The sequence below is a fragment of the Amycolatopsis sp. NPDC026612 genome, from assembly GCF_040638285.1.
GTDB lineage: Bacteria > Actinomycetota > Actinomycetes > Mycobacteriales > Pseudonocardiaceae > Amycolatopsis.
Map to the genome: position 1 here is coordinate 1 of NZ_JBEZYB010000080.1, position 17,725 is coordinate 17,725.

The following is a 17,725-nucleotide window of genomic DNA, read 5'->3' on the forward strand; positions in this document are numbered from 1 at the left end:
GTGAGCGGTGCTCTCGCGGAGCCGTTTTCGGCGGAGTATTGGGTGCGGCACGTGCGGGAGGCGGTCCGGTTCGCCGACGGTGTGTCCACAATGGAGGCGGCTGGGGTCGGGGTGTTCCTGGAGCTGGGTCCGGACGGTGTGCTGAGCTCGATGGTGCCCGGCACGGCGATCCCGGCGCTGCGCCGCGACCGCGACGAGGAACGAACCCTGTTCACCGCGCTGGCCCGGCTGCACGTCAACGGCATCGACCTGGACTGGCCGAGCCTCTACGCCGATTCCGCCGGACGAGCGATCGCGCTGCCGACGTACCCCTTCGAGCGCCGGCGGTACTGGCTCGAACCGGCCCGCCCGGAGCGCGCCGCCGACCCCGCCGCCGACCCCGCCGACGCCGCGTTCTGGGCCGCCGTCGAGCACGGCGACCTCGCGCGGGACCTGGCCGTCGACGAGGACCTCGCCGTCGCGATCCAGCCCGCGCTCCAGGCGTGGCGGACCCGCCACCGCGAGGCGAGCACGCTCGAATCGTGGCGCTACCGCGTTGCCTGGCGGCCGCACCCGATCGCCGCCGGACGGCTTTCCGGCACCTGGCTGCTCATCGGGACGCCGCCCGCCGGGATCGCCGAAAGCCTGGCCGGGCGCGGCGCGGAGCTGCGCACCGTGCCCCTCGGACAGCTGCCTGAAGCGAAGGACATCGCCGGAGCGCTGGCCTTCCCCGCGAACCTGGACGAAGCTCTCACCGTCCTGCAGGCCGCCGCCCAGCTGCCGGGCCCGCTCTGGTGCGTCACCACCGAAGCCGTGCGGACCGGCCGGTCCGACGCCGCACCCGAGCCCGCGCAGGCGCAGGTCTGGGGCCTCGGCCGGGTCGCCGTGCTGGAACTGACCGGCCGCGACATCGGTCTCCTGGACCTCCCGGCCACCCTCGACGAGCGTGGCCACGACCGGCTCGCGGCCCTCCTCGCGGCGGGAACCGGCGAAGACCAGGTGGCGCTCCGGGCGTCCGGCGCTTTCGTACCGCGGCTGGTTCGCGCCCCCGCGGGCACCGAACCCCGCGGACGGACTCCGGACGGCACCGTCCTGATCACGGGCGGCACCGGCGCACTGGGCAGCGCACTCGCCCGGACGCTGGCCGCCCGCGGCACCCGGAAGCTGCTGCTGCTCAGCCGCCGCGGACCGGCTGCGCCCGGCGCGGACGAGCTCGTGACGCAGCTGCGTGCCCTCGGCGCCGAGCCCGAGATCGTCGCCTGCGACGTCGCCGACCGCGCCGCCCTGGCCCAAGTCCTCGATGGACGGTCGATCGGTGCGGTCTTCCACGCCGCGGGCCACGGCCGGTTCACCCCGATCACCGAATCGTCCACACAGGACTTCGCCGAGGTCGTCGGCGCCAAGGTCGACGGCGCCACCCACCTCGACGAGCTGCTCGGCGACGACCTCCAGGCCTTCGTGCTGTTCTCCTCGATCGCCGGGACCTGGGGCAGCGGTCACCAGGGCGCCTACGCGGCGGCCAACGCGCACCTCGACGCGCTGGCCGAACGTCGCCGCGCCGCCGGGCGTACCGGGACGTCGATCGCCTGGGGCCCGTGGGCGGGCGCCGGCATGGGCGCGTCCGAAGAGGGCGAAGCGCTGCTCCGCCGCCGCGGACTCCGGCCCATGGATCCCGGCCTGGGGATGCGTGCGCTGCTGCAGGCGGTCGAACTCGACGAGACCACCGTCGTCGTCGCCGACGTCGACTGGGCCCGGTTCGCGCCGTCGTACGCGGCCGCCCGGCCCCGGCCGCTCATGGCCGAGCTGCCGGAGTTCGCCGCGGCCGCGGAGGACGCCGGCAGCACCGCGCGCGGCACGGCCGAGCTGACCACCCGCCTGGCCGCGCTGCCCGGACCCGAACGCCGTCGCGTGCTCCTGGACGTCGTGCGCGCCCGCGCCGCGGCGGTCCTCGGGCACGGCGGCGCCGAGGCGATCGAGCCGGTGCGGCCCTTCAAGGACCTGGGCTTCGACTCGCTCACCGCCGTCGAGCTGCGCACCGCGCTGGCCGCCGAAACCGGCCTCGCCCTGCCCTCGACGCTCGTGTTCGACCACCCCACCCCGGCGGACCTGACCGACTGCCTGCTCGAGGAGATCTTCGGCGACGGCGCCCCGGAGCCGGCCCGGCCCGCGGCCGTCGCCGGTCCGGCCGGCGACCCGATCGCCATCGTCTCGATGAGCTGCCGCTACCCGGGCGGGGTCCGCTCGCCGGAAGACCTCTGGGACCTGGTCAGCGCCGGCGGCGACGGCATCGCCGCGTTTCCCGCCGACCGCGGCTGGGACGTCGGCGCGCTCTACGACCCGGACCCGGGCAAGCGCGGCCGCAGCTACGCCCGCGAGGGCGGCTTCCTCGACGGTGCAAGCGAGTTCGACGCCGGGTTCTTCGGCATCTCTCCCCGCGAAGCCCTGGCCATGGACCCCCAGCAGCGGCTGCTGCTGGAGACGTCGTGGGAGCTGTTCGAGCGGGCGGGCATCGACCCGCACTCGCTGCGCGGCACCCGGACCGGCGTGTTCGCCGGCACCAACGGCCAGGACTACGTCACCTTGCTCGGCGCGTCCGCCGGTGTCGAGGGCCACCTCCTGACCGGCAACACCACGAGTGTCATCGCCGGGCGCGTCTCCTACACCTTCGGGCTGGAGGGGCCGTCGGTCGCGGTCGACACGGCCTGCTCGTCGTCGCTGGTCGCCCTGCACCTGGCCTGCCAGTCGCTGCGCCAGGGCGAGTCCACGATGGCCGTCGCCGGCGGGGTCACGGTCATGTCGACGCCGGGCGCGTTCGTCGAGTTCAGCCGGCAGCGCGGGCTGGCCCCCGACGGCCGGTGCAAGCCGTTCGCCGAGGCGGCGGACGGCACCGGCTGGGCCGAAGGCGCCGGGTTGCTCCTGCTGGAACGGCTTTCCGACGCCCGCCGCAACGGCCACGAGGTCCTGGCGCTCGTCCGCGGTTCGGCGGTGAACTCCGATGGCGCGTCGAACGGCTTGACCGCGCCGAACGGGCCGTCGCAGCAGCGGGTGATCCGGGCGGCGCTGGCGAACGCGGGGCTGGAGCCGTCCGATGTGGACGTCGTCGAGGCGCACGGTACCGGGACGACCCTGGGTGACCCGATCGAGGCGCAGGCCGTGCTGGCCACCTACGGGCAGGACCGCGAAACGCCGCTGTGGCTGGGCTCGGTGAAGTCGAACCTCGGGCACACGCAGGCCGCCGCCGGAGCCGCCGGGATCATCAAGATGGTCATGGCGATGCGGCACGGGCTGCTGCCGAAGTCGCTGCACGTCGACGCGCCGTCGTCCCATGTGGACTGGACGGCCGGCGCGGTCGAGCTGTTGACCGACGCCCGCGAGTGGCCGTCCGGCCGGCCGCGCCGGGCCGGGATCTCGTCCTTCGGCATCTCCGGGACCAACGCGCACACCATCATCGAGCAGGCCGAGCCCGTGCCGGCCGTGGTCGCACCCGAGCCGGCGGACCGGCTGGTTCCGTGGCCGGTGTCGGGCCGGTCGGTGGCCGCGCTGCGCGCCCAAGCCACTCGGTTGTCCGAAGTGGACGGACGACCGGCCGACGTCGGATTCTCGCTGGCCACCGGCCGGGCCGCGCTGGACCACCGCGCCGTCGTGCTCGGGACGACGGCGGCGGACTTCCGGCCCGGACTGACCGCGCTCGCCGGCGGCACCCCCGCCGCCGAGGTGATCTCGGGCGAGGCGGCCACCGGCCCGCTCGCCGTGCTCTTTACCGGGCAGGGCGCCCAGCGCGCCGGGATGGGCCGGGAGCTGTACGCCCGGTTCGAGGTGTACGCCGACGCCTTCGACGAGGCCTGCGCGCACCTCGACCCGCACCTGGAGCACTCCCTGCGCGACCTGGTGTTCGCCGCGCCCGGCACGCCCGAAGCCGCTCTGCTGGACCGGACGGCCTACACCCAGACGGCGTTGTTCGCGGTGGAGCTGGCGCTGTTCCGGCTCGCCGAGAGCTGGGGCGTGCGGCCGGACCACCTGGCGGGCCACTCGATCGGCGAGCTGGTCGCCGCGCACGTCGCGGGGGTCCTGTCCCTGCCCGGCGCCGCCGAGCTGGTGGCGGCCCGCGGACGGCTGATGGAGGCCCTGCCGGCCGGCGGGGCGATGGTTTCGCTGCGCGCCGGCGAGGAAGCCGTCGCCGCCGAAGTGGCCAAGACCGGCGGCCGGGCCGGCATCGCGGCGGTGAACGGGCCGGGCTCGGTCGTCGTCTCCGGCGACGAAGACGCCGTGCTGGAACTGGCCGCCGGGTTCGCGGCGGCGGGCGTGCGGACGAAGCGGCTCAAGGTGAGCCACGCGTTCCACTCCCCGCGGATGGACGCGATGCTCGACGACTTCGCCGCGGTCGCCCGCCGGCTCACCTACCAGCCGGCCGAGCGGACGGTGGTGTCCACGGTGACCGGCGCGGTCGCCGGTCCCGAACTGTCCACACCGGACTACTGGGTGCGCCAGGCGCGGGCGTCCGTGCGGTTCGCCGACGCCGTCGCCACCCTCGCCGGGCAGGGCGTCCGGACCTTCCTCGAAGCCGGACCGGACGCCGTGCTCAGCGCCATGGCCGCGGACTGCCTCGGTGAGGACGTCGTGGCCGTGCCGCTGCTGCGGCGGGACCGGCCGGAGGAACGCACGTTCGTCACCGCGCTGGCCGGGCTCTGGGTCCGCGGCGTCCCGGTCGACCTCGCGGCCGCGTGCCCCGGTGCCCGCCGGGTGCCGCTGCCGACGTACGCCTTCCAGCACCGGCGGTACTGGCCCGAGGTCTCCACCGTGGCCGGGGACGTGGGCGCGGCCGGGCTCACCGACCCGGCCCACCCCCTGCTGGCCGCGGCGCTGCCGCTGGCCGGGGGCGACGGCATCGTCCTCACCGGGCGGCTGTCCCTCGCGGCGCAGCCGTGGCTCGCCGACCACACCGTGCTGGGCACCGTCCTGCTGCCCGGCACCGCCTTCGTCGAGCTGGCGATCCGGGCGGGTGACCAGGCCGGGTGCCCGGTGGTGGAGGAACTGACCGTCGCCGCCCCGCTCGTGCTGCGCGAGCAGGACGCCGTCGCGATCCAGGTGGCGGTCGGCGGCCCGGCCGCCGACGGCCGCCGTGACCTGACGATCCACTCGCGTCCGGAGGGCCGGGACGAGTGGACCGCGCACGCCGCGGGCGTCCTCGCGCCGTCGGCCGCAGGGCACCCGGCCGCGCCGGCCGAGTGGCCGCCCGCCGGTGCCGAACCCGTTGACCTGACCGGTTTCTACGACCACCTCGCCGCGTCCGGGTTCGGCTACGGCCCGGCCTTCCGCGGGCTGCGGGCGGCTTGGCGGCTCGGCGAGGAAATCCACGCCGAGGTCGTGCTGCCGGAGCAGCAGCAGGCGAGTGCGTTCGGCTTGCACCCGGCCCTGCTGGACGCCGCGCTGCACGCACTGGGCCTGCGCGAGGGCGAAACCGGACCGCGGCTGCCCTTCGCCTGGACCGGTGTCACGTTGCACGCCACCGGAGCCACCGCGCTGCGGGTCCGGCTGCGGCCGGGCGCCGGGGACTCGGTCGCCCTCGACGTCGCCGACGCCACCGGTGCGCCGGTCGCGTCGGTGGACGCGCTCGTGCTGCGGCCGGTCTCGGCCGGGCAGCTGCGCGGGCCGGACGGCGGCGACGCGCTGTTCCAGGTCGAGTGGACGCCGATCCCGGTGCCGGAAGCAGCGGGTGGCCGGTACGCCGTCATCGGCCCGGACCCGCTGGGCCTGGTGGCCGGCCTCGGCTCGGCCGGCACCGTCGAGTCCTGTGTGGACCTCGCGGAACTGGGCCGCCGCACCGAAGAAAGCGGCGAGGAACCGCAGTACGTGTTCTCCGCGATCCGGCACTCGGCGCAGCCGCGGGAGCGGGCCGGTTTCGCGCTCGAGCTGGTGCGGGAGTGGCTGGCCGACGACCGGTTCGCCACCGCCCGGCTCGTCCTGGTCACCCGCGGCGCGGTCGGCGCGGCCGACGGCGACCGCGTCCCCGACCTCACCGCCGCACCGGTGTGGGGCCTGCTGCGGTCGGCGCAGTCCGAGCACCCCGGCCGGCTCGTCCTGGTCGACCTCGACGACGAGGACCCCCGCTCGGCGGCACTGCTGGGAGCGGTCGCCTCCGGGGAACCGCAGCTCGCGCTGCGGGACGGCCGGGCGCTGGCCGCGCGGCTCGTCCGCGCCGGGGCCGGCCCCCTGCTCCAGCCACCCGCCGAGGGCGGCTGGCGGCTCGACAGCACCGGCCGCGGCACCCTGGAAAACCTCGCACTGGTCCCGAACCCGCTGCCGGAACGGCTGGAACCGGGCACGGTCCGGGTGGCGATCCGGGCCGCCGGGATGAACTTCCGCGACGTCCTCATCGGCCTCGGCGTGTACCCGGGCGAGCCGCTCATGGGCATCGAAGGCGCCGGCATCGTCCTCGAGTGCGGCGAAGGCGTCACCGGCCTCGCGCCCGGCGACAAGGTGATGGGCTTCTTCCCCGGCTCCTTCGGCCCGCGTTCGGTCGCGGACCAGCGGATGCTGGCCAAGATCCCCGACGGCTGGTCGTTCAGCGAGGCCGCGTCGGTGCCCATCGTGTTCCTCACCGCCTACTACGGGCTCGTGGACCTGGCCGGGCTGCGGGCCGGGGAGTCCGTGCTGGTGCACGCCGGTGCGGGTGGCGTGGGCATGGCCGCCATCCAGCTGGCCCGCCACCTCGGCGCCGAGGTCTACGCCACCGCGAGTCCCGGCAAGTGGGACGTCCTGCGCGCGTCCGGGCTCGACGACGCGCACCTCGCGTCCTCCCGCACGACGGGGTTCGCGGAGCTGTTCCGGGAGGCCGGCGGCGGCCGGGGCGTCGACGTCGTGCTCAACGCCCTGACCCACGAGTTCGTCGACGCCTCCTTCGCGCTGATGCCGCGCGGCGGGCGGTTCCTCGAGATGGGCAAGGCCGACGTGCGGGACGCCGCTGCCGTCGCCGCCGCCCATCCGGGCGTCCGGTACCAGGCGTTCGACCTCGTCGAGGCGGGCCCGGATCGCATCCAAGAGCTGTTCACCGAGGTGCTCGCGCTCTTCGAAGCGGGCGCGCTGACACCGCTGCCGGTGCGGACCTGGGACGTCCGGCGCGCACCGGAGGCGTTCCGGTTCGTCAGCCAGGCCAAGCACGTCGGCAAGGTCGTGCTCACCATGCCGCCGACCTTCGGCGACGGCACGGTGCTGATCACCGGCGGCACGGGCGCGCTCGGCGGCCTGGTCGCCCGGCGGCTGGTCACCGGGCACGGCGTCCGGGACCTGGTCCTGCTGAGCCGGCGTGGGCCGGCCGCCTCCGGCGCGGCCGGGCTGGCCGCCGGGCTGCGCGAGCTCGGCGCGGACGTCCGGATCGTGGCCGGCGACGCCGCCGACCGCCGTGAGCTGGCCGCCGTGCTCGCCGCGATCCCCGCGGACCGCCCGCTCACCGGCGTGGTGCACGCCGCGGGTGTGCTCGACGACGGCGTCGTCGCGTCGCTGACGCCCGAGCGGCTCGACGCGGTGCTGCGGCCGAAGGTCGACGCGGCCCTGAACCTGCACGAGCTCACCCGGGACCTCGGCCTCTCGGCGTTCGTCCTGTTCTCCTCGGCAGCGGCCACGCTGGGCAGCCCGGGTCAGGGCAACTACGCCGCGGCCAACGCGTTCCTGGACGCGCTGGCGCAGCACCGCGCGGCGCGGGGCCTGCCGGCCGGGTCACTGGGCTGGGGGCCGTGGGCCACCGACGGGATGCTCGGCGGGCTCGGCGACGCCGACCGCGCGAAACTGGCGCGGTCCGCCTTCGTCCCGTTCACCGCCGAACGCGGCCTCGACCTGTTCGACACCGCGGCCGCCCGGCCGGAACCGGCGTTGCTGCCGCTGCAGCTCGACCCGGCCGCGCTCGGCGCGCAGGCCGGGCTGCCGCCGCTGTTCGCGTCGCTGGTGCGAGCCCCGGCCCGCCGGACCGCCGAAGCGGCGGCGCCGGGCGAGCCGTCCGGCCCGTCGCTGGCCGAGCGGCTCGGGGCCGTGCCCGAGGCCGACCGCGGTGCGTTCCTCCTCGACGTCGTCCGGGCGCACGTCGCCACCGTGCTGGGGCACGGCTCGGCCGCCGACGTCGAAGGCGGCCGCGGCTTCCTGGACCTCGGGTTCGACTCGCTCACCGCGGTGGAACTGCGCAACCGGCTCACCGCCGAAAGCGGGCTGCGGCTGCCCGCCACGCTGATCTTCGACCACCCGTCGCCCGCCGACCTGGCCGCGCACCTGCTGGCCGGGCTCGCCCCGGCCGCCGCCGACGCCGACGACGTGGTGCTCGCGGAACTGGACCGGCTGCTGGAACGTGCCGGGGAGAGCGTCTCCCGGAGAGTCACCGCGCGGCTGGAGGCGCTGCTCGCCCGCCGCCGGGCCGGCCAGGAGGAGGCGGACACCGAACTCGACTCCGCCACCGACGACGAAATCTTCGACCTGATCGACAACGAACTCGGACTGTCCTGAATGGACGGCACGCGACGGGATGGGGCCTGATGGAGAACGACGCGAAGCTCCGGGAGTACCTGAAGAAGGTGACCGCGGACCTCCGGCGGGCCCGCAAGCGCGTCCAGGAGGTCGAGGACGCCGGGGCCGCGCCGGTCGCGATCGTCGGGATGGCCTGCCGGTTCCCCGGCGGCGTCCGGTCGCCCGAGGACCTGTGGCGGCTGGTGGACTCCGGCGGTGACGGCATGTCCGGGTTCCCCGCCGACCGCGGCTGGCCGGACGCGCACGACGCGGGTTTCGTCGCCGAAGGTGGCTTCGTGCACGAAGCGGGCCGGTTCGACGCGGGCTTCTTCGGCATCTCCCCGCGCGAAGCCCTGGCCATGGACCCGCAGCAGCGGCTGCTGCTCGAGACGTCGTGGGAAGCGCTGGAACGCGCCGGGATCGTGCCGGAAACCCTGCGGGGCAGCCGGTCGGCGGTGTTCGTCGGCGCGGCTTCCCAGGGCTACGGCACCGGCGCGGGGGAGGAGGCCGAGGCCGTCGCCGGGCACCTGATGACCGGTACCGCCACCAGCGTCCTGTCCGGCCGGATCTCCTACACCCTCGGCCTGGAGGGGCCATCGGTCACCGTCGACACGGCCTGTTCGTCGTCACTGGTCGCTCTGCACCTGGCGGTCCAGTCGCTGCGGCGCGGGGAGTCCGACCTCGCACTCGCCGGCGGCGTGGCGGTGATGGTCAACCCGGACATGTTCACCGAGATGAGCCGCCAGGGCGGGCTGTCCGGCACCGGCCGGTGCCAGGCGTTCGCCGACGGCGCCGACGGCACCGGCTGGGGCGAGGGCGTCGGCATGCTGCTCGTCGAGCGGCTGGCCGACGCGCAGCGCCTCGGCCACCCGGTGCTGGCCGTGGTCCGCGGCTCCGCGGTGAACCAGGACGGCGCGAGCAGCGGCCTCTCGGCCCCGAACGGCCCGGCCCAGCAGCGAGTCATCCGGGACGCGCTCGCCGACGCCCGTTTGTCCACTGTGGACGTGGAGCTGGTCGAGGCGCACGGCACCGGCACGGCACTCGGTGACCCGATCGAGGCGCAGGCGCTGCTCGCCACCTACGGGCAGGACCGGGCGACCCCGTTGTGGCTCGGGTCGGTCAAGTCGAACATCGGGCACACCCAGGCCGCAGCGGGTGTCAGCGGCGTCATCAAGCTCGTCATGGCGCTGCGGAACCGCCGGATGCCGCCGACCCTGCACGCGCGGACGCCGTCGGCGAAGATCGACTGGGCCGCCGGGGCGGTCGAGCTGCTCCAGGAAGGCCGGGACTGGGCCGCCGACCGCCCGCGACGGGGCGCGGTGTCGTCGTTCGGCATCTCGGGCACCAACGCGCACGTCATCCTGGAGGAAGCCGCGCCCGAGCCGCCGTCCCCGGCCGGCAGCGCCTCCGGGGTGGTGCCGTGGGTGCTCTCGGCCAAGTCCGCCGAGGCGCTGCGCGAGCAGGCCGCTCGGCTGTCGCTTGTGGACGGAAGCCCGGCCGACATCGCCTTTTCCCTCGCCACGACCCGGTCCGCCTTCGCGCACCGCGCCGTCGTGGTCGGTGCGGACCCCGGGCGCCTCCGGACCGGGGTCCGGGCGCTGGCCGACGGTGTCCCGGCCTCGAACGTCATCTCGGGGACCGCCGCGGGTGGCGGCAAGGTCGCCATGGTCTTCCCGGGGCAGGGTGCCCAGTGGACGGGGATGGCCGCCGAACTCCTGGCGACGTCGGAGATCTTCGCGGCCCGGTTCACCGAGTGCGCGCGAGCCCTCGAACCGCACACGGGTTTCTCGCTGCTCGACGACGTCGAGCTGGACCGCGTCGACGTCGTGCAGCCCGCGTTGTTCGCGATGATGGTTTCCCTGGCCGCGCTCTGGGCCGCCCACGGCGTGCGCCCGGACGCGGTGCTCGGCCACTCGCAGGGGGAGATCGCCGCCGCCGTCGTGTCGGGCGCACTGTCCCTCGAGGACGGGGCCAGGGTGGTGGCCCTGCGCAGCAAGGCGATCCTGGCGCTGGCCGGCGCGGGCGGCATGGTGTCCGTGGCCGCTTCGCGCGAGCGGACCTCGTCGCTCGCCGCGCCGTGGGGCGACCGGATCGGCATCGCCGCCGTGAACGGCCCGTCGGCGACCGTCGTGTCCGGTGAACCGGCTGCCCTCGACGAGTTCATGGCCGCCTGTGCCGTGCGCACCCGCCGGATCCCGGTGGACTACGCGTCCCACTCCGTGCAGGTGGAGCAGCTGCGCGACGAACTCCTGGAGGTGCTCGCGCCGATCACCCCGCGCGCGGCGGACACCGGGTTCTTCTCGACCGTCACCGGCGAGTGGATCGACGGCACCGCCCTCGACGCCGAGTACTGGTACACCAACCTGCGCAGCACCGTGCGGCTCGACCTTGCCGTCGAGCGGCTGAAGGGCGAGGGGTTCGGCACGTTCGTGGAGGCGTCGCCGCACCCGGTGCTGACCATGGCGCTCGGCGAAGACGTCGTCGCGGTCGGCTCCCTGCGCCGCGGCGAAGGCGGTCTGGAGCGCTTCGCGCTGTCGGTGGCCGAAGCGCACGTCCACGGCGTCGAGGTCGACTGGACGCCGTACTTCGCCGGCGCGACCCGCGTCGACCTGCCCACCTACGCTTTCCAGCAGCGCCACTACTGGCTGAAGCCCGGCGCTCCCGCGGCGGTCGCGGAAGACCCGGCGGACTCGGGGTTCTGGGAGGTCGTCGACAGCCACGACCTCGAGGCGCTCGCCGGGACGCTCGGCGTCGACCCCGAAATCCCGCTGAGCGAGCTGCTGCCCGCGCTGAGCGAGTGGCGGCGGACCACCCGCGAAAAGTCCACAGTGGAGTCATGGCGCTACGACGTCCGCTGGCGCCCCACCCCGTCACTTTCACGTGAAAGTGACGTGGAGGCGTGCCCTCCGCATCACTTTCACGGGCGCCGGCTGGCCGTCGTCGCGCCCGGGCGGGACGACTCGGCCGTCCTGGACGCGCTCGGTGCCGAAGTCGTGCGGGTCGAGGTGACCGGCGACCGCGAGAGCCTGGCCGCGCGGCTGCGCGAGGCGGACCCGAACCCGGCGGGCGTGGTGTCGTTGCTGGGCTTCGACGAACGGCCGCACCCGGAGTTCCCCGAGCTGCCGACCGGGGTGGCGGGCACGCTGCTGCTCGCCCAGGCCCTGGGCGACGCCGGGATCGACGCGCCGCTGTGGCTGCTGACGTCCGGCGCCGTGGCGACGGACTCGCCGTCACCCGCCCAGGCCCAGATCTGGGGCCTGGGCCGCGTCATCGGCCTGGAGCACCCCGGCCGCTGGGGCGGCCTGATCGACCTGCCCGCCGGCTTGGACGCCCGTGCCGCGGAACGGCTCGCCGCCATCCTGGCCACCGGCGGCGACGAGGACCAGTTCGCCATCCGCTCCTCCGGCGTGCTGGTCCGCCGCCTGGTTCGCGCCACACCGCCGCGGACGGCGCCCGGATCGTGGTCGCCGCGCGGCACCGTGCTCGTCACCGGCGGTACCGGCGCGCTCGGTCCCCGGATCGCCCGCTGGCTCCGGAGCATCGGCGCCGAGCACGTCGTCCTGGCCAGCCGCCGCGGCGACCGGGCACCCGGCGCCGCCGGACTCGCCGCCGAACCGGGCATCACCTTCGCCGCCTGTGACGTCGCCGAGCGCGCCGATGTCGAAGCGCTCGCCGAACGGCACGACATCCGGGCCGTCATCCACGCCGCCGCCCTGATCGAACTCGCTTCGATCGACGCCACCGACGTCGCCGGGTTCGCCGCCGTTGCCCGGGCCAAGGTGCTGGGCGCGGAAAACCTCGACGCGGTGTTCGACCGCGACCTCGACGCGTTCGTCCTGTTCTCCTCCATCGCCGGCGTCTGGGGCAGCGGCGACCACGCCGCCTACGCCGCCGCCAACGCCCACCTCGACGCCCTCGCGCAGCGGCGGCGCGCCCGAGGCCTGCGGGCCACCTCGCTCGCCTGGGGCGTCTGGAACGCCGCCGACCCCGCCAAGGAGAACCAGGACTTCGACGCGAGCCGCCTGCTGCGCCAGGGCCTGCCGTTCCTCGATCCCGGCCTCGCGTTCGCCGGGCTGCGGCAGGTCCTCGCCGACGACGAGACCTTCCTGGCCGTCGCCGACGTCGACTGGGCCCGGTTCGCGCCGGTGTTCACCGCCCTGCGGCCCCGCCCGCTGCTCGGCGAACTGCCCGAGGTCCGCCGCGCGCTGACGACCGAACCGGCTCCGGTCGCGGCCGGCGGCCTGCGTGACCGCCTGTCCGGGCTGTCCGCGGCCGACCGCACCCGGACCGTGCTCGCCCTGGTCCGCGCCACCGCCGCGGCGGTGCTCGGCCACGACGGCCCGGACGCCGTCGCCCCGGGCGTGGCCCTGCGGGAACTCGGGTTCGACTCGCTGACCGCGGTCGAGCTGCGCAACCGCCTCGCCGCCGAGACCGGGCAGCGCCTCCCGGCCACCCTCGCCTTCGACCACCCGACAGCCGAGCGCATCACCGAGTTCCTGCTCGGCGCCACGGCCCCGGTCACCGAGACCGTCGTCGCGGTCGCCGACGACGAGCCGATCGCGATCGTGGCGATGAGCTGCCGCTATCCCGGCGGCGTCACCAGCCCGGAGGACCTCTGGGAGCTGATCACCACCGGCGGCGACGCGATCACCGGGTTCCCCGCCGACCGCGGTTGGGACGTCGAGGCGCTGTTCGACCCCGACCCGGACCACGACGGCACCAGCTACACCCGCCACGGCGGGTTCCTGCACGACGCCGGCGACTTCGACCCGGGCTTCTTCGGCATCTCGCCGCGCGAAGCGCTGACCATGGACCCCCAGCAGCGGCTGCTGCTGGAGACGTCGTGGGAGGCGGTGGAACGCGCCGGCCTCGACCCGGAGAGCCTGCGGGGCAGCGCGACCGGCGTGTTCGTCGGCACCAACTACGCCGACTACGGCATCGGGCTGGCCCAGCCGGACAGCTCGGCGGGCCACCTGCTCACCGGCGGCGCGGCGAGCGTCGTCTCCGGCCGGATCTCCTACACCTTCGGGCTCACCGGCCCGGCCGTGACCGTCGACACGGCGTGCTCGTCGTCCCTGGTCGCGCTGCACCTGGCCTGCCAGTCGCTGCGCACCGGCGAGTGCACGATGGCGCTGGCCGGCGGGGTCGCCCTGATGTCGACCCCGGCTTCGTTCGTCGCCTTCAGCCGCCAGCGCGCGCTCGCCGGCGACGGCCGCTGCAAGGCCTTCTCCGACGACGCCGACGGCATGGGCATGGCCGAGGGCGCCGGGGTCGTGCTGGTCGAACGGCTCGCCGACGCAAAGCGCCTCGGCCACGAGGTCCTCGCGGTGATCCGCGGCTCCGCGGTCAACCAGGACGGCGCGTCCAACGGCCTGACCGCCCCCAACGGCCCCGCGCAGCAGCAGGTGATCCGCCAGGCGGTGGCCAACGCCCGGCTGACCTTCGACGACGTCGACGCCGTCGAAGCCCACGGCACCGGCACCACGCTCGGCGACCCGATCGAGGCGCAGGCGCTGCTGGCCACCTACGGCCGCGACCGGGCGCACCCCCTGTGGCTCGGCTCGGTGAAGTCCAACATCGGGCACAGCCAGGCCGCCTCCGGCGTCGCCGGGGTGATCAAGCTGGTGCTGGCCCTGCGCCACGGCGTGCTCCCGGGCACGCTGCACGCGGGCACGCCGTCGTCCCATGTGGACTGGTCGGCCGGGAACGTCCGGCTGCTGAACGAAAACCGTCCCTGGCCCGAGACCGGCCGCCCGCGCCGCGCCGCCGTGTCGTCGTTCGGGATGAGTGGCACCAACGCCCACGCGGTCCTGGAAGCCGCACCGGAGCCGGTCGCGGCGGAGCCGCCCGGGCCCGTCGCGACCGGCCCGGTGCCCTGGATCCTGTCCGCCAAAACGCCTGCTTCGCTGGCGGCGCAGGCGCGGCGGCTGCAGGCGCGCGTAGGGGCCGCACAGGGGGTCCGGGCCGCAGATGTGGGGTACTCCCTCGCGAAGTCCCGGTCTACGTTCGAGCAACGGGCGGTGCTCGTGACCGGCGGCGAGCACGGCGGCCACGACCCGCTGGGCGCGCTCGCCCACGGCCGGGCCGCTCCCGGCCTGGTGCGGGGCAGCGCCCGCCACGGGGGCAAGGTCGCCTTCGTCTTTCCCGGGCAGGGCTCGCAGTGGGTGGGGATGGCTTTGGACCTGATGGACACGTCGACGGCGTTCGCGGCCCGCATGCGGGACTGCGAACGCGCGCTGGCGCCGTTCGCCGACTGGACGCTGTCCGCAGTCCTCGGCGACGAAGCGATGCTCCAGCGGGTCGACGTCGTCCAGCCCGCGCTGTTCGCCGTGATGGTTTCCCTGGCCGACGCCTGGCGCGCGCACGGCGTCCGGCCGGACGCCGTGATCGGCCACTCCCAGGGCGAGATCGCCGCCGCCGTGGTGTCGGGGGCGCTGACGCTCGAAGACGGCGCTCGGGTGGTCGCGTTGCGCAGCAAGGCGATCCTGGCCCTCGCCGGGCGCGGCGGCATGGTTTCGGTGGCCGCGGCCGCGGAAGCCGTCGAGGCACGGCTGACCGGGGCGCTGTCGGTCGCGGCCGTGAACGGCCCGGCCGCGGTGGTGGTGTCCGGCTCGCCGGCCGCCCTCGACGAGCTGATCGAGTCCTGCGAGGCCGACGGCATCCGCGCGAAGCGGGTCCCGGTCGACTACGCGTCCCACTCCGTCCAGGTGGAACAGATCGAAGCCGAGTTGCGCGAGCTGCTCGCCCCGGTTTCGCCGCGGTCGTCGGAGATCGCCTTCTACTCCACGGTGACCGCCGGGCCGATCGACACCGCCGGGCTCGACGGCCGCTACTGGTACACCAACCTGCGCCGTCCGGTGCTGTTCGACGCGACCACGCGGCTGCTGGCCGAGGACGGCTACGACACCTTCATCGAATGCAGCCCGCACCCGGTACTCACGATGAGTGTCCAGGACACTGTGGACGAAGCCGTCGTGACCGGCACGCTGCGCCGCGGCGAAGGCGGCCTCGACCGGCTGTACACCTCGTTCGCCGAGGCGTGGGTCCACGGCGTCGACCTCGACTGGACGCCCGCGTTCGGCGAAGGCGCCCGGCTGGTCCCGCTGCCGACGTACGCCTTCGACCACCAGCGGTACTGGCTGGACCCCGCCCCGGCGGCCCCCGCCGACGACGGGCTCTGGAGAGAACTCGAAGAAACCGGCGACCTCGCCGGCGTCCTCGGTGTCGACCGGGACGCGCTCGACGAGGTGCTGCCCGCGCTGACCCGCTGGCGCGGACGCCGGGCCGAGGAATCCACTGTGGACTCCTGGTGCCTGGAGGTCGGCTGGACGCCGGTCGCCGAACCCGCGCTGCCGCTGCTCTCCGGGCGCTGGCTCGCTCTCGTTCCGGCCGGCCACGGTGAATTCGCGACGGCGGTGCTCGAAGCGCTCGCGTCGCGGGGCGCCGATGTCGTCACCACCTCGGCGGAGGACCTGCCGCCGGGCGAGTACGCCGGGGTCGTTTCCTTGGCAGGCTCGGACGAAACCCCGCTGCCGGGGCACCCGCTGATCGCGACCGGGGTGGCCGCCACGGCCGCGCTGGCTCCGGCGCTGGCCGCCGCCGGGATCGACGCCCCGCTGTGGCTGCTCACCCGCGGCGCCGTGGCCACCGGCCCCGGCGACCCGCCGCCGTCGAGCGTCCCCGCGCAGCTCTGGGGCCTCGGCCGCGTGATCGGCCTGGAGTACCCCGGGCACTGGGGCGGGCTGGTCGACCTCCCCGCCGCGCTCGACGAGCGGGCCGCGGACCGGCTGGCCGGCGTGCTCGCCGAACCCGGCGGCGAGGACCAGCTGGCGATCCGCGCCCACGGCGTGCTGGCCCGGCGGCTGCGCCCGGCGCGTCCGGCTCCCGCGGGCGAGCCGTGGCGGCCCCGCGGCACCGTGCTCGTCACCGGGGGCACCGGCGCGCTGGGTGCGCACGTCGCCCGCTGGCTGGGCCGCTCCGGCGCCGAACACCTCGTGCTCACCAGCCGCCGGGGCGAAACCGCCCCCGGCGCCGCCGAACTCGCCGAAGAACTGCGGGGGTACGGCTGCGCGGTGACCATCGCCGCGTGCGACGTCGCCGAGCGCAAGGCCGTCGAAGCCCTGCTGGACAGCCTGGGCCACCCGCCGCTGGCCGTCGTGCACGCGGCCGGGCTGCCGCAGTCGGGCACCCTCGCCGAGACCGGCCTGGCCGAGTTCGAAGACGTCCTCGCCGCCAAGGTCGCGGGCGCCGCGCACCTGGACGCGCTGCTCGGCGACGACCTCGAAGCGTTCGTGCTGTTCTCCTCCAACTCCGGCGTCTGGGGCAGCGCGGGCCAAGGCGCCTACGCCGCCGCGAACGCCTCCCTCGACGCGCTCGCCGAACAGCGCCGCGCCCGTGGCGCGAAGGCGACGTCGGTGGCCTGGGGGCTGTGGGCCGGGGGCGGCATGGCCTCCGGCGAAGGCGAGGAGCAGCTGCGCCGCCGCGGCCTCCGGCCGATGGCCCCCGGCCGGGCCGTGGCCGCACTGCAGGGCGCGCTCGACCGCGACGAGACCTTCCTGGCCGTGGCCGACGTCGACTGGGACCGGTTCGTGCCCGCTTTCACGGCGTCGCGGCGCCGCCCGCTGATCGAGGACCTGCCGCCGGTCCGCCGGGTGCTCGACCGGCTGGAAGCCGAGCAGGCCCGGCACGACGAAGGCGCCGCAGCCGGGTGGCGCGCGCGGCTGGCCGGGCTGCCGGCGGCCGAACGCGACCGGGCGGTGCTCGAGCTGGTCCGCACCGAGGCCGCGGCGGTGCTCGGCCACCGCGGTGCCGAGGCCATCGGCAGCACCCGGCCGTTCCGCGACCTCGGGTTCGACTCGGTGACCGCGGTCGAGGTGCGCAACCGGCTGCGCGAGGTCACCGGACTGCGCCTGGCCGCCACGGCCGTCTTCGACCACCCGACCCCGCTCGCGCTGGCCCGTTTCGTGGTGGCCGGGATCGCGCCCGGCGGCACCCCCGCCGAGTCGGCGTTCGGTGCGCTCGACCGGCTGGAGGCGTCGCTGACGGACCTCGAGGCGGACGAGAACGTCCGGATGCGCGTCGAGATGCGGCTCAAGTCCCTGCTGAACCACTGGAGCGCGGAGGCGGCACCGGTTGCGGAGGCGCCGGAGACGCAGCTGGCCGGCGCCTCGGCGGCCGAGGTGTTCGCGTTCATCGACAACGAGCTCGGCATTTCCCCGCCGCCGGCGCAGTGACCGCGTGACTGGACGAACGGATGAGG

At 75.5% G+C, this 17,725-nt stretch carries 2 protein-coding genes; both read left to right on the forward strand.

Going from position 1 to position 17,725, the window contains the following annotated elements; all coding sequences use genetic code 11:
* Positions 1-42: 42 nt before the first annotated feature.
* Positions 43-8,466, forward strand: coding sequence for an SDR family NAD(P)-dependent oxidoreductase (locus AB0F15_RS37990; RefSeq protein WP_360281429.1), 8,424 nt, complete (start codon positions 43-45; stop codon positions 8,464-8,466).
* A 29-nt stretch (positions 8,467-8,495) separates the two neighbouring features.
* On the forward strand, positions 8,496-17,699 hold the full coding sequence (locus AB0F15_RS37995; RefSeq protein WP_360281431.1) for a type I polyketide synthase: 9,204 nt from the start codon (positions 8,496-8,498) through the stop codon (positions 17,697-17,699).
* The last annotated feature ends 26 nt before the right edge of the window (positions 17,700-17,725 follow it).